The organism is Aurantimonas sp. A2-1-M11 (assembly GCF_036549475.1).
GTDB lineage: Bacteria > Pseudomonadota > Alphaproteobacteria > Rhizobiales > Rhizobiaceae > Aurantimonas.
Window position 1 is genome coordinate 1 of the sequence record NZ_JAZHLI010000055.1, and the last position, 19,849, is coordinate 19,849.

17 protein-coding genes and 2 pseudogenes are annotated in these 19,849 nt (G+C 65.5%); 12 read left to right on the forward strand and 7 right to left on the reverse strand.

Features of this window, described 5'->3' with window-relative positions; genetic code table 11:
- The first annotated feature begins 746 nt into the window (after window positions 1-746).
- From VQ042_RS19420 to VQ042_RS19430, 3 genes are all read left to right on the forward strand, one after another.
- Window positions 747-947: a hypothetical protein gene (locus VQ042_RS19420; RefSeq protein WP_331821964.1), complete on the forward strand. Its 201-nt coding sequence runs from the start codon at window positions 747-749 to the stop codon at window positions 945-947.
- 274 nt (window positions 948-1,221) lie between these two features.
- Window positions 1,222-1,863, forward strand: a complete 642-nt coding sequence (locus VQ042_RS19425; protein WP_331821965.1) for a M48 family metallopeptidase — start codon at window positions 1,222-1,224, stop codon at window positions 1,861-1,863.
- A gap of 102 nt (window positions 1,864-1,965) precedes the next feature.
- Window positions 1,966-2,379: a DUF7282 domain-containing protein gene (locus VQ042_RS19430; protein ID WP_331821966.1), complete on the forward strand. Its 414-nt coding sequence runs from the start codon at window positions 1,966-1,968 to the stop codon at window positions 2,377-2,379.
- Between the two features lie 695 nt (window positions 2,380-3,074).
- On the opposite strand, the pseudogene VQ042_RS19435 reads toward VQ042_RS19430, so the two are convergent.
- Window positions 3,075-3,213, reverse strand: a pseudogene (locus tag VQ042_RS19435) (IS256 family transposase); the annotation flags it as partial.
- Between VQ042_RS19435 and VQ042_RS19440 the strand changes: the two are divergent.
- A complete protein-coding gene (locus tag VQ042_RS19440; RefSeq protein WP_331821988.1) occupies window positions 3,206-3,487 on the forward strand; it encodes a hypothetical protein in 282 nt (93 codons plus the stop codon). The pseudogene VQ042_RS19435 and the gene VQ042_RS19440 sit on opposite strands and share 8 nt — an antisense overlap.
- A gap of 77 nt (window positions 3,488-3,564) precedes the next feature.
- Complete coding sequence (locus VQ042_RS19445; RefSeq protein ID WP_331821967.1) at window positions 3,565-6,912, forward strand: DEAD/DEAH box helicase; 3,348 nt, start codon at window positions 3,565-3,567, stop codon at window positions 6,910-6,912.
- Between the two features lie 805 nt (window positions 6,913-7,717).
- On the opposite strand, the gene eutC is transcribed toward VQ042_RS19445, so the two are convergent.
- Together eutC and VQ042_RS19455 are read right to left on the reverse strand one after the other, a co-directional pair.
- Window positions 7,718-8,542, reverse strand: a complete 825-nt coding sequence (eutC, locus tag VQ042_RS19450; RefSeq protein WP_331821968.1) for an ethanolamine ammonia-lyase subunit EutC — start codon at window positions 8,540-8,542, stop codon at window positions 7,718-7,720.
- On the reverse strand, window positions 8,539-9,939 hold the full coding sequence (locus tag VQ042_RS19455) for an ethanolamine ammonia-lyase subunit EutB (RefSeq protein ID WP_331821969.1): 1,401 nt from the start codon (window positions 9,937-9,939) through the stop codon (window positions 8,539-8,541). The genes eutC and VQ042_RS19455 overlap by 4 nt, the downstream gene beginning before the upstream one ends.
- 393 nt (window positions 9,940-10,332) lie before the next feature.
- Between VQ042_RS19455 and VQ042_RS19460 the strand changes: the two genes are divergently transcribed.
- From VQ042_RS19460 to hemN, 6 genes are all read left to right on the forward strand, one after another.
- Window positions 10,333-11,334: an ABC transporter ATP-binding protein gene (locus VQ042_RS19460; RefSeq protein WP_331821970.1), complete on the forward strand. Its 1,002-nt coding sequence runs from the start codon at window positions 10,333-10,335 to the stop codon at window positions 11,332-11,334.
- Window positions 11,335-11,365: 31 nt separating this feature from the next.
- Complete coding sequence (locus VQ042_RS19465; protein ID WP_331821971.1) at window positions 11,366-12,646, forward strand: ABC transporter substrate-binding protein; 1,281 nt, start codon at window positions 11,366-11,368, stop codon at window positions 12,644-12,646.
- A complete protein-coding gene (locus VQ042_RS19470; protein WP_442880138.1) occupies window positions 12,636-13,610 on the forward strand; it encodes an ABC transporter permease in 975 nt (324 codons plus the stop codon). The genes VQ042_RS19465 and VQ042_RS19470 overlap by 11 nt, the downstream gene beginning before the upstream one ends.
- Window positions 13,611-13,612: 2 nt before the next feature.
- On the forward strand, window positions 13,613-14,500 hold the full coding sequence (locus tag VQ042_RS19475; RefSeq protein WP_331821972.1) for an ABC transporter permease: 888 nt from the start codon (window positions 13,613-13,615) through the stop codon (window positions 14,498-14,500).
- A 6-nt stretch (window positions 14,501-14,506) separates the two neighbouring features.
- Window positions 14,507-15,244, forward strand: coding sequence for an aspartate/glutamate racemase family protein (locus VQ042_RS19480; RefSeq protein ID WP_331821973.1), 738 nt, complete (start codon window positions 14,507-14,509; stop codon window positions 15,242-15,244).
- Window positions 15,245-15,541: 297 nt separating this feature from the next.
- Entirely contained in the window at window positions 15,542-16,906 is a 1,365-nt protein-coding gene (hemN, locus tag VQ042_RS19485) for an oxygen-independent coproporphyrinogen III oxidase (protein WP_331821974.1), read from the forward strand.
- Window positions 16,907-16,940: 34 nt separating this feature from the next.
- Here the strand turns inward: hemN and VQ042_RS19490 are convergent, their stop codons facing one another.
- From VQ042_RS19490 to VQ042_RS19505, 4 genes are all read right to left on the reverse strand, one after another.
- Window positions 16,941-17,105: a hypothetical protein gene (locus VQ042_RS19490; RefSeq protein WP_331821975.1), complete on the reverse strand. Its 165-nt coding sequence runs from the start codon at window positions 17,103-17,105 to the stop codon at window positions 16,941-16,943.
- Between the two features lie 105 nt (window positions 17,106-17,210).
- A complete protein-coding gene (locus VQ042_RS19495; protein ID WP_331821976.1) occupies window positions 17,211-18,032 on the reverse strand; it encodes an ABC transporter permease in 822 nt (273 codons plus the stop codon).
- A 3-nt stretch (window positions 18,033-18,035) separates the two neighbouring features.
- Complete coding sequence (locus tag VQ042_RS19500) at window positions 18,036-18,980, reverse strand: ABC transporter permease (protein ID WP_331821977.1); 945 nt, start codon at window positions 18,978-18,980, stop codon at window positions 18,036-18,038.
- Window positions 18,977-19,120 carry a hypothetical protein gene (locus VQ042_RS19505; RefSeq protein WP_331821978.1) on the reverse strand — a complete coding sequence of 48 codons (144 nt, stop codon included), beginning with the start codon at window positions 19,118-19,120 and terminating at the stop codon, window positions 18,977-18,979. The genes VQ042_RS19500 and VQ042_RS19505 overlap by 4 nt, the downstream gene beginning before the upstream one ends.
- Window positions 19,121-19,214: 94 nt before the next feature.
- Between VQ042_RS19505 and VQ042_RS19510 the strand changes: the two are divergent.
- Window positions 19,215-19,835 (forward strand): annotated as a pseudogene (locus VQ042_RS19510) (dihydroxy-acid dehydratase); the annotation flags it as partial.
- Window positions 19,836-19,849 lie beyond the last annotated feature (14 nt).

Consider the following 19,849-nt stretch of genomic DNA (forward strand, 5'->3'; position numbering starts at 1 on the left):
TTGAGCGATGATCCGTTCGTTAGCCTGCCAGCCGTGGCACGCTGATCAATCCGGCTTGGCCGGAACCGCTCGGCCATCGCCGTCAGCTACACCACATGGTGGGACACTATCCGAGATGGGGCTCGCATGGGCCTGCAATAGCTGCCACCGCACGCTCGGCTTGTCCCTCAACGAGGCCATTCACCGGTGGGGTCGGAACCAGGTGTTCGTACAGTGGGCGCCCCCGCTGAAATGCGTCGCATGCGGCTGCCGAGACATCCGCATGCGTGTGCAGGCGAAGGTGCCGGGGCGGTGAAAGAGGTTCGCTCCGGGCGAGCAGGCGAACATTTCGAACGAGGGATATCGCTCCAACTTGTGGCGAGTAGCCGTGGGCGCCGGTCGGACTATTTTCATCCGGATGTCGCGGAAAGCCGCAAAACATCCGATGGACGTGGCGCGGACAATCCGCTGCCTGGCTTAGTCGGGATCGGCGCAACGACATAAAGTGTGGTGCGGGCGTTGGGAGCGCCCGCACCACCGGATGGGAAACTAGCCCCTCCTCGCCGCGCGCCTCACAGACGTACACGGCGCTTTACACATTAACGCTGCGGCAGAGGAGTTACTAGCCGCCAATAATGCTATGATGCATCCGCGTAAAGGCGGCGGCCGGACCTGACAACGTTCTCGTCACGAGGGATCGCACCATGATACGGTGGTGGCTTCGACGCCTTTTTCGTGCTCCCGAGCCGGTGCGACGTGATGCAAGCGTGCTGGTGACGATGCATGGGGCCCAGACCGCCTGGCTGGAGGCGCGCGACCGCCGTCGCGCATCTACCACAGGTGACCAGCAGGATGGTGAAGCCCGCCGCCGCGAGACGCGACACTGGAATGCGGTGATGCGGGAGATCGAGCGCCAGACCGGGTATCGGCACCAACCGGACACGGCCACGCGGTACCTCGACCGCTGACCAAGAGCAGAACGGCCGCCTGGCCGAGAGCGTGCGCCTCTCGTGGATACCTCCTATATGACAGCGAGTTTGCGCCCTTGCGCGCTCGTTTCGGGATGGATCTGCCGTGTACATTTTCACGTTCGCTTTTGCCGTCCTCAGTGCAGCCTGGACGCTAGTATTCGGCTGGGAGACGGTCCCTCACACGGACCGATGGCACGTGATCGGAGTTGACGCCGAAACCTCTGCGTCCCTAGGCGAGCGGGCTTTCGATGAGGTCCTGGTCCAGGAAACAGTGATCGACCAAGGCCCAGCCGTCGATGCGGTCGGGAGCATTGTGGCGCGCCTTGCCCCGCATGCGAACGCACTCGCAGACCACGAATACGACTGGGACTTCGCGGTACTGGACGACCCGTCGCCGAACGCCTTTGCGCTACCGAACGGCAATCTGGCGATCCAGACCGGGCTGCTGCCGATCACCGGGATGGAAGACGGACTCGCGGCAGTCATCGGCCACGAACTGGCGCACGTGATTGCCCGCCATCCGGAGGAGCGCCTGACCCAGCAGGAGTTCGCCAGGCTTGGACAGTTCGCTGCCTCCCTATTCTTCTCAGATGGCGATCCTGCAACGCAGGCTGTCATCTCCGGCGCACTCGGCCTCGGGACGGAATACGGGATTCTCAGGCCGTTCTCGCGGACGCACGAGAACGAGGCCGACCGGATCGGGATGATCCTGATGGCACAGGCCTGCTACGATCCCCGTGCAGCTCCACAAGTCTGGCAGCGCATGGCGGAACTGAGCCAAGGCTTGCCCGAGATCCTGTCGACGCATCCCGCCAACGAGACGAGGATGGCGCAGCTTTCTAGTCACCTTGCCGAGGCAATGACCGTCCGCGAACAGGCGGGATGCCCGCCGTTGCCCGGGCCGTCCAGCTAGTCCGACGGCGGCAAGGAGCTTCACGTACCCGTGAGCTAAAAAACTATTACCCTCTCCCGTTCGTCTCTTCCGTGTACGAAACACACGGAAGGAAATTGAGTTATGAAGACCACGATCCTCGCAGCCTCAATGTTCCTCAGTCTTGCCGGCGCCGCACATGCCCAAAGCGAGATGACGCAAAGTGTCACCGGGTCCGATCAAGATGTCTCTGGCGGCATCGTCAGCGCTGAAGCCGTCACGGCCGCGCAGAACGGATGGCTTGTCGTTCACCGTACCGATCAGGAAATGGCCCCGGGGCCTGTTGTCGGTTACGCGCCGATCCGTCAGGGAACGACCAATGACGTCGCCGCGATCCTGCAGGAGGACGTTGCGTCCGGCGACATGCTGATGTTGATGGTTCATGCTGAAGATGGGGGCACACAAACGGGCGTGTTCGAATACACCCTCGGCGCCACGGAAGACGGTCCTATTCGCGTCGATGGCGATTTGGTGATGACGGTTATCACCGCTCAGTAAATCCACCTTGTAGCCAACAAGGCCCGCTCTAGCCGAATGCTGGAGCGGGTATTTTCGCAAGGGTTCCAGTGGGCGGCGGCTCTGGCATGGTGGCGATATGGGGAGGCACGGCTCACTGTCGGAGTATCCGACGGTGAGGATCGCTGCTACGCACCAGCCTGACAGGACCCACCCGATAAGCGGATCGCTAGCTCTATGTCAGAGCCTCGTCCTTCCGCTTCCCGCGCCACCAGCCTCGCGCAACTACCGATGCCTATCATTCTCCCGCCGGCTAGGCGCGACACCGGCTGCGAGTGCTTCAGAAGGGGTACCTTCATCGCTCTCGCCAGGTAGCCGCCACCAGGAGCGTGCAGAATGATGACCACACTTTTATCAATGACGCTGCCCGTCATTGTGTTCGCCTGCGGCCTTGTGGCCTTCTACATCGTCGAAAATTATTAAGGCGACGGCGACCGATCTTCGCCTGAAACAACGGCCACCGGACGCTGGAGCTGGTCGCCGAAGGGCGGCGTGTACGGTTTTCGCAATTCGTCGAAATGCTGCGCCGGATCGAAGCCGACTTGGCCAAGGCATGTATCGGGAGCCTGTCGCTCAGAGTCCGTTTGAGAATGGTCTCAATGGCCGCGAACTCACGACACCATCGCGTCCGACGGTCGCCGTTCATGGTTCGGCACTGTGCCTCGGCATCAGGAAGTCGCGCCCTTCGCCGCGCCTGCGCGCCTCCACCTCCATATCCATGATGCGATCGGCTGCAAAAGCCAGCATGTCGCGCACGAATTCGCTGTCAGCCTGCTTCTCAATCAGCTCGATGAGAGCCATTCTCTCGGTGGTCATCGTCGTCTCCGTTTCAGGTTCCAGGTGTGCAACCCAAACCTTCTCGAAGATCGGCGATGACCGTCAGCGCTACAGTCGGCCGCGCGCTGCTCTACCCCGACGGCTCCGCGCGCTGTTTTGTTCACCATCAATCGGGACACGGCCCAAGCTCATCATCGCGTCGAAGACCTGGCGCAAGTCGAAGGGAGAAAATCGCTTGCCGATGGTGATCGCCGGCGTCAAATTCACCGACGGCGTCGCGATCACCGCGACGCCCGATCAGCACGCCGCCTGACAAGCCGCGTCACCCAATTCCGGCCAGAGTTCTACCGGGTCGTTTCCAGGCATCGCAAAGGTCTGTAACAAACGCCGATGGATATTCGACTGAGCGATCATTTCGACGCGACGACGCTGCAGCGAGGGCGAGACTATGAGCGTCGCGGTCTTGTTGTCTCGGTCGAGCCGTCCGCGGATGGCGCGCTGACGGGGACCGTCTCGAATGGGAACGGGAAGAGTTATCAGCAGCAGATTACCACGGGCCTCAGTCTGGTCGAGGGATTTTGCTCATGTCCCGTTGGCTACAACTGCAAGCATGTCGCCGCGGTGTTATTGTTTTGGGGTGACCATGAGCAGCGGCATCCAGGCCTTGCAGCACCAGTACAGAGCTGGCTCGGTCGCGTTAGGAAAGCATCCCTTTCTGCGTACACGCCCGAGCAGCGGCCGGAAGATTACCCTGACAAGGCGAAGGATCGTCTGCTTTACGTGCTGGAGTCGCATGGCACGCAGGTGAAAATCGACATCTACAAGGGCCAGGTCAATGCGTCAGGCACTGCGCTCAACAAATCCATCAGGCGCTACGATGCGCTCCACGCCCTGCGCAGCGCCGCCCCGGCCAGGTTCATCCGCCCGGTGGATATGGAACTGCTGTCGGGATTGGCCCAGGCCCGCCTCTGGGATGCGAGCTACAGCTACGGTCTGCCTGATCTGCTGCGCCCCAAGGGCGAGGAGGCGCTTGCGCTGATACGCCGGCTCTGTCAGACGGGTCGGTTCCTGCATGACAACACGCCCGATGCGCATCTGAGCTGGTCCGATGCGCGGCCGACGCCTCGTCTAACGTGGCGCATGGCGGCGGACGGCAACCAGCGGCTGGGCTTCGCGGATGCCTCCGGCCAGCCCCTCGAACTTCGCGGCCTCGATGGCGCATCACTCTGGCTCGACAAGCAGACGGGGCAGATCGGTGCGCTGGAGGGTGCGCTGGGAGACGACGTGCTTCAGCTCGTCAAGGCTGGCCCCGAGGTTGCTCCGCATGAGGTCGATGCGCTTGGTGTGGCGCTCCCCGACATGCTTTCCGGGCTGGACCTGCCGCGCCCGCGCATGATCTGCCAGACCCGGCGCGCAGCAAAGAAGCGGTTTGCCCGACTGACCCTCGGTCGCGAGACCGCTCGCGACGGACCGCGCTATTGGGGCACAGCCGTGCAACTGCCCACCCTGACCCTGCGCTTCGTCTATGACGGGCAGGAGGTCCGGGAGGGAGACGCCGACCCTCGCCTAGTCGAGGAAGGCGAGATCGTAACGCTCACCCGCGACCACGGCTGGGAGGCGGCCTGCGCCATACGGCTGATGGAGGCGGGCGCACTGCCGGTGGAAGAACTGGAGAGCCTCTGGCCGGACGAGCGCATGATGGAGTGTGATTTCGTCTTTGCCGACGGCGAGATGAATCTGCACACGCTGGAGATCTCGGACAAACGGGAAACGCTGGATTTCGCCTTTCGGGTGGTGCCGCAGTTGCGCCGCGACGGATGGGAAGTCCTCGAGACTCCGAAATGGCCCTATCGCCTGATCGAAGAGGCGGCGTCGCTGACAGTCGCGACGCAAACCGAGGCGGGGCAGGCATTTGAGGGCAATGACTGGTTCTCGCTGGGGTTTCAGGCCGAGATCGGCGGCGGGGCGGTGGACGTGGCGCCAATCGTCGCGGCCTTCCTCGAACAGATTCGCGAGGATTGGGACGACGTGCCGGATGTCGAGACCCTGGCGCAGCATCTTGCTGACCGGCCCGTCTACCTGGACCGTGGGAAGCAGGGCTACGTCGCGCTGGACCTCAGCCCGCTGGCGCCGCTTCTGCATCTGTTCCTGACCCATCATGCCGAGTTGGGTGCCCTGCACCCCACTGACGCCCGCGTTGCCCGGCTGGCCGAGGAGGCTCTCGCCGGCAGCCCCATTCGCTTTGCTGACAAGGCCGGGATTCTGCCGTTGGCGCGCAGCCTGCAGGCGCTGGCCGAGGCCGAAAGCTTTCAGCCTCCCGTCAGGCTCACGGCGCAGCTCCGCGACTATCAGGCCTTCGGCACCGCCTGGATGGGGAGCCTGCTCGAGGCCGGGTTCGGTGGCATCCTGGCCGACGACATGGGGCTGGGCAAGACGGTGCAGACGCTGGCGCTGCTGCAGGCTCGGCGCGAAGCCGGAGCCCCCGGCCCGGCGCTGCTGATCCTACCCACCAGCCTGCTGCACGGGTGGCATGCCCAGGCGACGCAGTTCACCCCCGATCTGCGCCTCGTGATTCTGCATGGCCCCGACCGTGCAGCTTTACGCGACCGGACGCCCCAGGCCGATCTGGTGCTGACCACCTATCCGCTTCTGGCGCGCGATCACGACTGGCTGGCGTTGCAGGACTGGCCGCTGGTCATTCTGGACGAGGCACAGACGCTCAAGAACCCCGCCTCTCGCATGGCGAAAACCCTGCGAGAGATCCCGGCGCGGGGGCGGCTCGCGCTGACCGGCACGCCGCTGGAGAACTCGCTGCAGGATCTGTGGACGCTGGTCGACTGGGTGAACCCCGGCTTGCTGGGCGACCGAAAGCACTTTCAGACGCTGTTCCGCACCCCCATCGAAAAGCACGGTGACGCCGCGGCGCAAGCCCGGCTGAACCGTCGGATGCGGCCTTTTCTCTTGCGCCGAACAAAGAGGGAAGTCGCAGCCGAGCTGCCGCCGAGGACCGAAATCCTCGAACGCGTCGACCTGCCGAAACCGCAACAGGCGCTGTACGAGACGGTCCGCAGCGCAATGGACGCGCGCGTTCGCGAAGCCATTGGCACTCGCGGGTTGGCGGCGGCGCGGATAACTGTCTTGGATGCGCTTTTAAAGCTGCGGCAGGTGTGTTGCGACCCGACTCTGGTCAAGACCGAGGCCGCCCGATCCGTGACCGACAGCGCTAAACGGGCACGGCTGCACGAACTTCTGAGCGAGCTGGTCGCCGAAGGGCGGCGTGTACTTGTGTTTTCGCAATTCGTCGAAATGCTGCGCCTGGTCGAAGCCGACTTGGCCAAGGCAGGCATCGGGAGCCTGTCGCTCACCGGCAAGACACGGAACCGCGCCGAAGTGCTCAACGCCTTCGCAAATGGCGATACCCCGGTTTTTCTTCTCAGCCTCAAGGCGGGTGGCGTTGGCCTGACCCTGACTGAGGCCGATACGGTGATCTTGTATGACCCGTGGTGGAACCCGGCCGTGGAGCGCCAGGCCATGGACCGCACCCACCGGATAGGCCAGGACAAGCCGGTCTTCGTGCACCGGCTTGTCGCTGCCGGCACGGTGGAGGAAAAGATCCTCAACATGCAGGCCCGCAAACAGGCATTGGCCGATGCGCTTTTCGACTCCGCGGGCGGAGCTGCGGATACGGTGCTGGACGAAGCCGCCCTCCAAGATCTCTTCGCCCCGCTAAACACCTGACCTGAGCCGCGTGACCCTACCTCCCCGCGCCGCAAGATGGATCTCCTCACGGTCGACAGCATTTGACCCGCGGGCACCACGGTGGAATGGGCTGTTGATGGTTTTCGCGACTGGCCTTGCTGCCGAGGAATCCTGCGCTTCGATCACAAGTCCGCCGGCCGTTGCCCGCCGACAAAATGATCTCTCTTCCAGCACGATCGCCATGTCAAAGGCGAACAGGCCCTACTCTCCTTGTTCAAGGCCCTGCTTCTTCTGGTGGCCTTCGCGAAGCTACAAGAATGCGTTGGTTTCATCCAAGGGCAGGCGCCGCTTGCACGCTTTTCCACCTTCTTGTTCCTCTTAAGGAGCCGCGATACGGTGCATTTCCGTATCGGCACGCGACTGGAAAGGCTTCGCCGTGCTGAGCTTCGCCTCCAGAACGTGCCGAACTCGCATGACCTCCGGGAGCGAAGGGCATCCTGACGCTTCGAGCTGATAGTTCGCCAAAAGCAGTGCGACGCGGTTTTCGTAACGGTCGGTCGTTTCTTCAGATCGGGAAATCACCACATCAGAAACGACAGAAATATCAGTGTCTTGCCGAGAGGCCGCCGTCACAGCGCGACCTCCAGGGTCCAGTGCCCAGTTTCGTCCTGTCGGGTGCACCATTCTTTCATACCCCCAGTATCATCAGCAGACGGCTCGCCAGACGCTCAGTGGTGTCTGCCCGTGCCGTAGCCCGAAGCAGCAAGTTCACAGCAGAGGCAGCTCAAACGCGAGCCGGTACGACACGCGGACAGCCCTGCGACGCCCGGCGATCCAAGACGATCTACGGCTCCTCTGCATCTCGTGCAGGCGACGCCTCGCGGTGCGCGAGCGCAGTCGCGGCGTCGGCGAGTTTCACGCCGGATATCCGGTGCTGCAGCATATTGGCGACGAGATCCATAAGGGCACCCGTCGCCGCGTCGATCGACAGGCCGCCCTCGCGGATGTTGGAGATGCAGTTGCGCCGCGAGTCCGGCGTGCCGGTCTTTGCGCCGTAGGTCACATAGGCGCCGAGACTGTCCGCCGCCGAAAGTCCCGGGCGCTCGCCGAGCAGCATGACGACGACCTTTGCGCCGAAGGCTTCGGCGATCGGATCGCCGAGCGCAACGCGCGCGCCCTCCGCCAGAATCACGGGACCGATCGAGACACCCCTCTTCGCGGCGGCCTCGGCGATGCGGATGACGAGTGCCCCGGCAACGAGATCGACCGCCGTCGCCGAGAGACCGTCGCCGACGACGATGAGAAGGTCGGGCGGGGAACCCATGTCCTGCGCAAGACGGGCGAGGCGTTCGGCTCCGTCCTCGCAGAGCGCCCGGCCGAGATCGGGGCGGCGAATATAAGTCGCCCGGTCCGGCACGGCGCTCGCAACCCGTGCGCAGACGAGGCCCGCCGAGTGAAGACCGGCTTCGAGGCGTGGCCAGTCGACCTGCGACCACACCGCGTCGCGCGCCCGCGCATGATCGAGAAGAAAGCTCTGCTCGGCCCGCGTCGACTGCACGGCACCGCCGCGGCCGAGCCGGATGCGCGCTGCGGTCAGGTCGCGGTAGCGCTCGGGATCAAGTGCGCCACCGCGCGCGATCTCGCCGTCCTTGCCGTCCCGTGCACTCATGCTGCCGATCGATCCAGAAGCTTCGTTCCCTCGATCGCCGCGACGAGGCTCGGCGGCGGTGGCGCCAGCCGCCCGGCTGCGTCGAAGAGCCCGACGTGCCGCAGCCAGGCCTCGAATTCGGGCGCGGGCCTTCGCCCGAGGGTTTCGCGGGCGTAGGCGGCGTCCTCGTGACTGAGCGACTGGTAGTTCAGCATGACGTCGTCGGCACCGGGGACGGTGATGACGAAGCTGACATTCGCCGCGCACAGCAGCGTCAGAAGCACGTCCATGTCGTTCTGATCGGCGTCGGCGTGATTGGTGTAGCAGACGTCGACCCCCATCGGCAGGCCGAGCAGCTTGCCGCAGAAATGGTCCTCGAGCCCGGCCCGCAGGATTTGCCGGCCGTCATAGAGATATTCCGGGCCGATGAAGCCGACGACCGTGTTGACGAGCAGCGGCCGAAATTCGCGCGCAACGGCATAGGCCCGGGCCTCCATGGTCTGCTGGTCGACGCCGTGATGGGCGTTCGCCGACAGTGCCGACCCCTGTCCTGTCTCGAAATACATGACGTTCTCGCCGAACGTGCCGCGCTTCAGGGCCAGGCCGGCCTCGTGGGCTTCGCGAAGCATCGCGAGATCGATGCCGAACCCCTCGTTCGCCTTCTGCGACCCGGCGATCGACTGGAAGACCAGATCGACCGGTGCACCGCGCTCCATCGCCCGGATCGCGACGGTGACGTGACCGAGGCAGCAGGTCTGGGTCGGGATGGCAAGGTGCTCGCGCAGATCGTCGAGAAGCGACACGATCCGCCGGTAGTCCTCGACGGTGTCGGTCGCCGGATTAACCCCGATCACCGCGTCGCCCGAGCCCATCAGCAGCCCGTCGATGGCCGAGAGCGCGATGCCTGCGGACGCGTCGGTCGGGTGGTTCGGCTGGTTGCGGGTCGAAAGCCGTCCTGGAAGGCCGATAGTCGAACGAAAGCGCGTGACGACCTGACGCCTGGCAGCGATCGCGATGAGATCCTTGACGCGGCAGATCTTGGAGACGGCCGCGACCATTTCGGGCGTGAGGCCGAAGGTGACCGCCTCGAGTTCGGCCGGCCCGGTCTCCGGCGCGAGCAGCCATTCGCGAAATTCCCCGACGGTGAGCGACGAGACGGGCGCGAAGGCGGCTTCATCGTGCTGCTGGGCGATCAGGCGGGAAACCTCGTCCTCGTCCGACGCGATCAGTTCCTCGGCGAGGAAGGTCCGCAAGGGGAGGTCGGCGAGCGCCATCTGGGCGGCGAGCCGCTCCACTGCGCTGTCCGCCGCAAGGCCCGCGAGCTGATCGCCCGAGCGCTCCGGCGTCGCCTTCGCCAGCAAGGTCTTCAGATCGTCGAACCGGAACCTGGTTCCCGCGATCACGGTCGAATAACCCACGAGACCCTCCCCACCAACGACCTGGTCACGTTAGCATCAGGACAGCGAAAGGCGAGACGGTGTGGCTGACTGACGCCACGCCATCCGCTCCGTTGCCATGGTCGGGCCTTGCTCGAAGATCACCCTGCGGCGCAGCTGACGCGACTGCCACGAAGTCGGAATTCGCCGTACAGCGCCGTTGCCCCGCAGGGTTTTCGATCATGCCCGGCGAAGCTCGCGGCTCCTTGAAGCTTCGAGCATGGCCGCATCGCCCGAATTTTCATCACGATGCGCACTCCGGCAGCAGCCTTGTGATGCCTTCGTGGAAAAGTCCGGTCTGGCCGGGGCCCTGTGCGATGGCACGCATTTTGCACCGCTCACGAGTATCTCCTCTTGCGCGGGACATGATCGACCTTGCCGACCAACGCCACCGACCTGGAACTTGCTGCCGTCACGAAGGCCTATGGCGAGACGATCGCCGTGGACCGGGTGTCCCTGAAAATTCCAGGTAGCACCTATTGCTGCCTGCTCGGGCCCTCCGGCTGCGGCAAGACCTCGACGCTGCGGATGATCGCTGGCCACGAATTCGTCTCCGACGGCGACGTGATGATCGGCAACACCATCGTGAACGACCTGCCGCCGGCCAAGCGCGGCACGGCGATGATGTTCCAGAACTACGCGCTGTTTCCGCATCTCGACGTGCGCGACAACGTTGCCTTCTCGCTGAAGATGGCGGGGGTCGGCAAGGACGAGCGCCACCGCAAGGCGGACGAGATCCTCGCCCTCGTCGACATGGGATCCTATGCCGCGCGCCTGCCGACGCAGCTGTCCGGCGGCCAGCAGCAGCGCGTGGCGCTGGCCAGGGCTCTGGTGACCAACCCTTCGGTGCTGCTGCTCGACGAGCCGCTTTCCGCGCTCGACCCGTTCCTGCGCATCCGCATGCGCGCCGAATTGAAGCGCTACCAGCGCGAGTTCGGCATCTCCTTCGTCCACGTTACCCACAGCCAGGAAGAGGCGATGGCGCTGGCCGACATGGTGGTGGTGATGAGTGACGGCCGGATCGAGCAAGTCGGCAGCCCGCGCGAGATCTTCAATGCCCCGCGCACCCGCTTCGTCGCCCAGTTCATGGGGGGCCACAACGTCGTGCCCGACGAGGGCCGCACCTATGCGATCCGCGCCGACCATTTGCGGCTCTACCGCGGCGTCGAGGCGGACGGCGCCGGCCGGCGCTCGCCGGCGACGGTCACCGGCGTCGAATACCAGGGCATGACGGTGCACGTCTCGCTCGCCCGCCCGGACGGGCTCGAACTCGTCGCCACCCTGCCCGAGCGGGAGTTCGACCGGACCCCGGTCGTGCGCGGCGACGAGGTGGTTGTCGGTTGGGACACGGCCGACCGGCATGAACTCGCAGCATGAACCACGGCATTAGCAACAGGGAGATCATCGGATGATCAAGAAAACACTCGGCCGCGGCCTCGATCGGCGCTCGGTACTCCAGGGATCTGCGGCCCTGCTCGGCGCGGGCGTGGTGACCAAGGTCACCGGCTTCCCCGCAATTGCGCAGGAGAAGGTGACGCTGCGCTATCTGTCGACCGCGGTGAACCAGTCGCCCGGCATCGCCGCCAGGGCCGGCGAGGATCTTGGCATCAACATCGAATACATCGCGGTGACGACCGACGACGTCGCCAAGCGCGTCATCACCCAGCCGAACTCGTTCGACCTCGTCGACACCGAGTATTTCGCCCTGCCCAAGCTCATGCCGTCGGGCAACATCATGGGGCTCGACGCCTCGAAGATCACTAATGCCGGCAAGATCGCCAGCGTCATCCGCGAGGGCAAGGTCGCCGGCAAGGCGATCGGCCTCGACGGCACCGCGCCGGCCGAAGTGTTCTACCTCCCCGACGAGAAGGCCACCTCCTTCGCGACCGAGGAGACCGGCTGGATCACCCTCATCCCGACGACCTACAATGCCGACACGCTGGGCATCCGGCCGGACCTGATCGACAAGCCGATCGACAGCTGGGCCTCGCTGCTCGACCCGGCCTTCCAGGGCAAGGCGGCGATGCTCAACATCCCGTCGATCGGCATCATGGACGCGGCGATGGCGCTCGAGGCGCGCGGCGACATCACCTATGGCGACAAGGGCAACATGACCCGCGAGGAGATCGACCAGACGATCGCCGCGCTGATCGAGGCCAAGCGCGCCGGCCAGTTCCGCGCCTTCTGGACCGACTTCAACGAGTCGGTGAACCTGATGGCCTCGGGCGAAGTCGTCATCCAGTCCATGTGGTCGCCGGCGGTCACCGCCGTGCGCACCCAGGGCATCGAGTGCAAGTACCAGCCCCTGAAGGAGGGTTACCGCGCCTGGGCTTCGGGCTTCGGCCTGCCGGTGGCGATCGGTGACCGCGAGAAGGACGCGGCCTACGAGTTCATCAACTGGTTCCTGTCCGGCTGGGCCGGCGCGCATCTGGCCAAGCAGGGCTACTATACCGCCGTGCTGGAGACGACCAAGGAAGCCATGGAGCCCTACGAGTGGGCCTACTGGTTCGAGGGTGCCGCGGCCGAGCAGGACATCCTCGCGCCGGACGGCAAGCTGCTCGAGAAGGCCGGCGCCACCCGCGACGGCGGCTCCTACGACGAGCGCATGGGCGCGGTCGCCTGCTGGAACGCCGTCATGGACGAGAACATCTACATGATCCGCAAGTGGAACGAGTTCATTGCCGCCTGACGCGATCACCACGACCATCGATGCCCCGGCCAAGGCCGGGGCATCGCCCCGCACCGGCGCGGTCGCGCGCCGCCGCGCCGGCCGCACCAGCTGGTCGCCGCGGTGGCTGCCCTACGCCCAGGCCGCGCCGCTTGCGCTGGTCTTCCTGGTGTTCTTCGTGCTGCCGCTGGTCACGACCTTCGTCGTCTCGTTCTGGGAATATACCGAATATTCCATCGAGCCGGCCTTCGTCTTCACCAATTACACCGACGTCTTCTATGGCTGCGTTGCCGACCTGCCGCGCCTCTGCACCACCTTCGCGACCTATCTGTCGACGCTGAAATTCGTGGCGATCGTCTGGGCGATCACGCTCACCCTCGGCTTCACCATCGCCTATTTCCTCGCCCTCCACGTGCGCACCCTGCCGATGCAGATCGCGCTCTTCCTGGTCTGCACCATCCCGTTCTGGACCTCGAACGTCATCCGGACGATCTCCTGGATCCCGCTGCTCGGGCGCAACGGCCTCGTCAACGAGACGCTCCAGTCCATCGGACTGATCAACCAGCCGCTGGAATGGCTGCTCTATTCGGACTTTGCCGTCGCCCTCGCCCTCATCCATCTCTACACGCTGTTCATGGTGGTCCCGATCTTCAACTCGATGATGCGGATCGACCGCTCGCTGGTCGAGGCGGCGACCGATGCCGGGGCGAGCGGCTGGCAGACGCTGACCAACGTCATCGTGCCGCTGGCCAAGCCCGGTATCCTGATCGGCTCGATCTTCGTCGTCACCATCATCACCGGCGACTATCTGACCATCGGCATCATGGGCGGCCAGCAGATCGCGTCGGTGGGCAAGATCATCCAGACCCAGATCAACTTCTTGCAGTTCCCGATCGCCGCCGCCAACGCGATCGTCCTGCTCGCCGTCGTCCTGGTGACGATCTGGGGCATGCTGCGCCTCGTCGACATCCGCAAGGAGCTCTGACCATGACCGGACGCCAGGAAGGCAGGCCCCGCAGCTTCTACGTGCTGGCGACGATCTTCGCGCTGTTCGTGGTGTTTCTCTACGGCCCGGTGGCGACGATCCTCGCGCTGTCGTTCCAGGGTCCGACCGGCGGCCTCACCTTCCCGGTGAACGGGGTGTCGCTCCACTGGTTCGAGCGGCTGTGGAGCGGCGGCGGCGTGGTCGACATCGGCAGCGCCTTCCGGCGCTCCTTCGGCCTCGGCCTCGTCGTCATGGTGCTGACGGTGGTGATCTCGGTCTCGGCCGGCCTTGCCTTTCGCAAGAAATTCCGCGGCGCGACGGCGCTGTTCTACGTGGCGATCGCCAGCCTGATCGTTCCCTCCATCGTCGTCTCGCTCGGCATCGCGCTGGAGTTCCGCATCCTCGACGATCTCCTCGGCCAGGCGGCGACGGCGCTCGGCCTGACGCCGCCGCGCAACTCGATCGGCCTGTTCACCTCCGGCCTGGGCGCCCATCTCAGCTGGACCCTGCCCTTCGGCCTCCTGATCATGTTCGCGGTCTTCAACCGCCTCGACAAGAGCTACGAGGAGGCTGCCCGCGACCTCGGCGCGACGCCCTGGCAGAGCTTTCGCTTCGTCATCCTGCCGATGATCGCGCCGTTCCTGATCGGCATCTCGCTGTTCGGCTTCACCCTCTCCTGGGACGAGATCGCCCGCTCGAGCCAGACCATGGGATCGACCAACACGCTGCCGCTGGAACTCGCCGCCCTGACCACCACCGTCACCACGCCCGAGATCTACGCGCTCGGCACCTCAGTCACCGCGGTGTCCTTCCTCGTCATCTTCGGCACGCTGGGGCTCTTCGTCCTGATGCAGCGGCGCCGTGCCGCGCGCGGCCTCGCGGGCGCCTGACAGCCCATGCGCATCGCCGTCATCAATCCGAATTCGACGCGCGCGATGACCGAGACGATCGCGCTCGCCGCGCGCCGTGCGGCCGCGCCCGGCACGACGATCATCGCCTGTCAGAACGACGACGGGCCGGCCTCGATCGAGGGCCATGTCGACGGGGCGCTCGCCGTGCCCGGCCTGCTGCGCGCCATCGCGGCGGCCGAGGACGACGGCGCGGCGGCGCATGTCATCGCCTGCTTCGACGATACCGGGCTCGACGCCGCCCGTTCGCTCGCATCAGGGCCCGTGATCGGCATAGGCGAGGCCGCGGCGCACATGGCAAGCCTCGTCGCGCGGCGTTTCTCGGTCATCACGACGCTTGCCTGTTCGGTGCCGATCCTCTCGGACAATCTGGCGCGCAACGGCCTCGCTGCGCTGTGCTGCGGCGTGCGCGCCAGCGAGCTGCCGGTGCTGGCGCTGGAGGCCGATCCCGAGGCCGCGGGCCGGCGGATCTCGCAGGAGATTACCCGCGCGATCGACGAGGACGGCGCCGAGGCGATCGTGCTCGGTTGTGCGGGCATGGCGGATTTCGCCGCCGAGCTCGCCGAGCGGCACGGGCTGCCCGTGATCGAGGGCGTATCGGCGGCGGTCAAGCTGGCCGAGGCGGCGGTTGCGCTCGGCCTCAGGACGTCGAAGCGCGGCGGCTACGCCCCGCCCCGCCCGAAGCCGGGCGGTTTCATGCGGGCGGCAAGCTTGGCCCTCCCATAAGCGAGGTCACACTCGACCCGATGTTTGGCGCCGACATGGCACTCGGTCGCGTGGACCGCGACCGAGCTCAGACCTCGGAGACATTCGCCTTTGGCTGCTCTGTCGCCTGATTGACCGCAGCGAGTCGCATATCCCGTCCGAACGCCATCCCGCCTGAACCGTCCCCCTTTGCTCCGGATCAATGCCACCCTGCTGCACCCGGTCTAAGGGTTTGCAGAACGGCGGGGGAAGCCGCGTCTCCGCCATTCGGCGAGTCGCGGCCCCATCACGACGGACGAAGAGCAAAACGGAAGCCTCATGAACGCGCCCCATCAGCCCTCCCCCACCCTTCTCGATCTCGCCGGGCGGTCGGTTCCCCGCTACACGTCCTATCCGACCGCGCCGCACTTCACCTCGGCCGTCGAGGGGACGGTCTACGGCGGCTGGCTCGATCAGGTGCAGGACCGGGGCGAGCCGATTTCGCTGTATCTGCACGTGCCGTTCTGTCGGACGATCTGCACCTATTGCGGCTGCTCCACCAAGGCGACGCTGCGCGACGACCCCATACGCGCCTATGCGGATACCATGCGGCAGGAAATCCGGCTCCTGGCCGACCGACTGGGCCCGGTCGAGGTGGAGCATCTGCATTGGGGCGGCGGCACGCCGAGCATCCTGCCGCCCGACTGCCTTGAGATGCTGGTCCGCGAACTTTCGGACCGCTTCCGGTTCCGTCAGGACATGAAACACGCGATCGAACTCGATCCCCGCCACGTGACCGCCGAGGGCGCCCGCCAGATGGCCGGCCTCGGGATCAACCGGGCGAGCCTCGGCGTGCAGACCCTGGATGCCGACGTGCAGGAAGCGATCGGGCGCATCCAGCCGCTGCCGGTCGTCGCCGCGGCCTTCCAGGCCCTGCGCGATGCCGGCATCACGGCGATCAATGCGGATCTGATGTACGGGCTGCCGTTGCAGACATGCCAGACCATCCGCGAGACGGCCCGCCAGACGCTCGCGCTGGAGCCGACGCGCCTGGCGATCTTCGGCTATGCCCACGTGCCGTGGATGAAGTCGCACCAGAAGCTCATCGACCCCACTGCCTTGCCCGGAATCGCGGAACGGATCCGCCAGGCGACCGCGGCGCGCAAAAGCCTGCTGGAGGGTGGCTTCGTCGAGATCGGTATCGACCATTTCGCACGGCCGGAGGACGGACTGGCGGTCGCCTTCCGGTCCCGCACGCTCCGTCGCAATTTCCAGGGTTACACGGTCGACGGAGCGGAGACGCTGATCGGTATCGGCGCCTCGTCGATCAGCCGCACCCCCTTCGGCTACGCCCAGAACGCCGCGGACGTTCACGGCTGGCGGCGTGCGATCAAGGCCGGTCAGTTCGCGACCAGGCAGGGAAAGGCGTTCGAGGGCGAGGACCGGATGCGTGCCGCGGTGATCTCCGACCTTCTCTGCTTCTTCGAGTTCGATCTCGTGGAGGTTTCAGAACGCCATGGCTTCCCGGCCCAGAGCCTGGCCGCCGATGTCGGCCGGCTCGCACCGCTGGTGCAGGCCGGCTGGGTCGAGATCGACGGCAGCCGCATCGCGATCCGCAGTCAACGGCATGAGGTCGCGCGCATCGTCGCCAGCGAGTTCGACAGCTATCTCGGCCATGGCGGCCGCCATTCCAGCGCAGTCTGACGGGCGTCCCGCCTCTCCGGCGTTCCCGGCTCGGTCAGCCGTGGCAGATGTCGCCGCGGACCAGATGATCCTGGCCGTGCAGGCAGACGACGTCGCACAGGATGCGCGCCTGCACGGCGACGAGGCCCAGTGTGAAGAACCCGACCAGCATGGCCGGAAGCCTGATGGACGCGATGCGGCTGTTGAGGATTTCGGTCATGTCCTGAAGCCTTCCTGGTTCTGCCGGAGAATGGGTTCGCCGACGGCATGACGGGAGCCGTCTCGTCGAAGGATACCGCGCCACGGCGCCTCACCGTGCCAGCCATCAGGCGGTCTTGCGCCGCAATTGCCGGGCCGCGATCGCCTTGACGCCGTAGGCCATCGCGAAACCGCCGCCGAGAATGATCGCGCCGACGAGGATCGACAGCGTGCCGACCGCAGGAACCATCGGCGTGTAGCCGCCGATCATCTTGGCGTGGAGCCATTCCGGGATCGTGACGTCGGCGCCGCTGGTATAGTAAGCGAAGGGAAAATTGCTCCACGACAGGAGCACCGAGAACAGGAAGCCGGCAAAAATGCCGGGCCACAATAGCGGCAGCGTGATGTCGCGCATCGCCTGCCAGCGTGTTGCGCCAAGATCGCGCGCGGCATCCTCGAAGGCCGGATCGTAGCTGAAGACCTGGATAGCGATGATGAGGCTCGCGATCGGCGCGATCCAGACGAGCTGGCCGAACACGGTCGAGTGCCAGGACATCGGCACGCCGAGCGTGTTGAGCCAGAGCTGGACCGCCAGGCCCAGCACCGCCTGGGGAAAGAAGATCGGCAGCATGACGAGGATCTGGAACGCCTTGCGGCCCTTCCAGTCGTAGCGCGCATAGGCGAGCGCCCAGGCGAAGGCGAGCGCGACGGAGATCAGCGCCACGATCACCGCGACGATCAGCGACGTGATGGCGGCCTGTTCGATCTGGAAGGACGCGAATGTGTCCTCGTACCATTTCCAGGAATAGCGGCTCACCGGAAAGATGAAGAAGCGCGAGCGCGACAGGGAAGCCAGCGCCGTGACGAGCATCGGCAGGTACATCGCCAGGCAGACGACAGCGAAGATGCTCCAGAGCAGCTTTCGGGTCAGCGGGTGGAGGTCGGACATGGATCAGCGCCTCGTGAACATGCGGTCGATGTCGACCCGCCGCATGACGACCAGGATGGCTGCCGCGGCGATGAGGATCAGAAGGACCGAAAGAGCGGCGCCGCGCGGCCAGTTCTGGCCGAAGGTGAAGGCGCTGTCGATGTCCTGGACGATGGGGATGACGGCGCCCTTGCCCAGGAACTTGGCTTCCGAAACCGCGCCGAGGGCCAGGACGAAGCACAAGAGCGTGCCGATCAGGATGCCGGGCGCGGCCAGCGGCAGCTCGATGTCGCGAAACACCTGAAAGCGCGTCGCGCCGAGATCGCTCGCCGCCTCGCGCGCGTCGGGCGCCACATTGGTCAGGCCGAGGATCAGCGGAAACAGCATGAAGGGCAGATAGACGTAGACGAGCCCGAAGATCACGATGGGGATGTTGCCGACGAGGCTTCCGGTGCCCACCCCCAGCAGGCTCTCGGCAGTACCGTCGAGAAAGCCGCCCTTGTCGAAGAAGAGCGACCAGCCCTGCAGGCGGATGTTCTCGGCGACGAACAGGGGTGCGACGATGGCGACCGTGTAGATGTCGGCCCGTTTGCCGGCGAGGCGCACCATCGTCACCGCCAGCGGATAGGCGACGAGCAGCAGGATCACCGTGCTGATCATCGCCATCAGCAGCGACCAGCCGAAGGAGATGTAGAAGTTCTGCTCGACGATATCGCGGTAGTTCTCCAGCGTCGGCCAGCCGATGGGGCTGAACGATCCCCGCGGCATGAAGCTGTAGAGGACGACGAGCACGAGCGGCCCGAAGAAGCCCGCAAGGAGCAGAAGCGAAAGGGGAAGCGAGGACCAGAGGCCCGCGCTGGGGGACATCTGCCGGATTCGATCGGTCAAGACACCGGCCTGTCCCTCGCTCTCCTCGAAATGACGCGAGGACCCCGTTTCGACCGCCGTATCGATGGAGCGATCGGTCATTGCAGCGGCTCCGCGAACACCCGTGCATCGGCCGGGCGCCATCCGATCTCGACCGTCGAGCCGACTTCCTCGGTGTCGTCGGCGGCACGGATCTTTTCGACCAGATACAGCCTGTCCCCTGCCCTGACCTGGTATTGCACCCGCGAACCGAGGACGTATTTGTTGACGATCTGCCCTTCGAGGATGCAGGCGGCCTCGGCCTGGCCTCAGTCGATCGTCGCGCCGGTCTCCGCACCGCTCTATCCCGAAGGCGGCATGGCCGTGCTGCGCGGCAATCTCGCGCCCGGCGGCGCCATAGTGAAGCAGTCTGCCGCCTCGCCGGACCTGATGAGCCATACAGGCCGCGCGGTGGTGTTCTCGTCGATCGCCGACATGGCCGAGCGTGTGGACGACCCCGATCTCGACGTGACCGCCGAAGACATCCTGGTCCTCCAGAATGCCGGGCCGAAGGGCGCGCCGGGCATGCCCGAAGCCGGTTACATGCCGATCCCCCGCAAGCTCGCGGCCATGGGCGTCAAGGACATGGTGCGCATCTCGGATGCGCGCATGAGCGGCACCGCATCAGGCACCATCGTCCTGCACGTGACGCCGGAAAGCGCCGAGGGTGGCCCGCTGGGGCTGGTGCGCACCGGCGACACGATCTTGCTGGACGTCCCGAACCGCAGCATCTCGCTGGACGTAAGCGAGGCTGAACTGGCCGAGCGCCGCAAGGGCTTCATGCCCCCGGTCCATGCCGATTCCGATCGCGGCTACAAGCGCCTGTTCCTGGAAACCGTCACCCAGGCCGACACGGGCTGCGACTTCGACTTCCTCGTCACGACCGCGAACGGCCGCGTCCCGCAATCCGAAGGATGAGTGAACGTCGCGTC

Bases quoted from the DNA above. Each gene is read 5' to 3' on its own strand.
- VQ042_RS19475 (WP_331821972.1), top strand. From the start codon at position 13,613: ATGACCGGACGCCAGGAAGGCAGGCCCCGCAGCTTCTACGTGCTGGCG.
- eutC (WP_331821968.1), bottom strand. From the start codon at position 8,542: ATGAGTGCACGGGACGGCAAGGACGGCGAGATCGCGCGCGGTGGCGCA.
- VQ042_RS19500 (WP_331821977.1), bottom strand. From the start codon at position 18,980: ATGACCGATCGCTCCATCGATACGGCGGTCGAAACGGGGTCCTCGCGT.
- VQ042_RS19430 (WP_331821966.1), top strand. From the start codon at position 1,966: ATGAAGACCACGATCCTCGCAGCCTCAATGTTCCTCAGTCTTGCCGGC.
- VQ042_RS19495 (WP_331821976.1), bottom strand. From the start codon at position 18,032: ATGTCCGACCTCCACCCGCTGACCCGAAAGCTGCTCTGGAGCATCTTC.
- VQ042_RS19490 (WP_331821975.1), bottom strand. From the start codon at position 17,105: ATGACCGAAATCCTCAACAGCCGCATCGCGTCCATCAGGCTTCCGGCC.
- VQ042_RS19445 (WP_331821967.1), top strand. From the start codon at position 3,565: ATGGATATTCGACTGAGCGATCATTTCGACGCGACGACGCTGCAGCGA.
- VQ042_RS19465 (WP_331821971.1), top strand. From the start codon at position 11,366: ATGATCAAGAAAACACTCGGCCGCGGCCTCGATCGGCGCTCGGTACTC.
- VQ042_RS19480 (WP_331821973.1), top strand. From the start codon at position 14,507: ATGCGCATCGCCGTCATCAATCCGAATTCGACGCGCGCGATGACCGAG.
- hemN (WP_331821974.1), top strand. From the start codon at position 15,542: ATGAACGCGCCCCATCAGCCCTCCCCCACCCTTCTCGATCTCGCCGGG.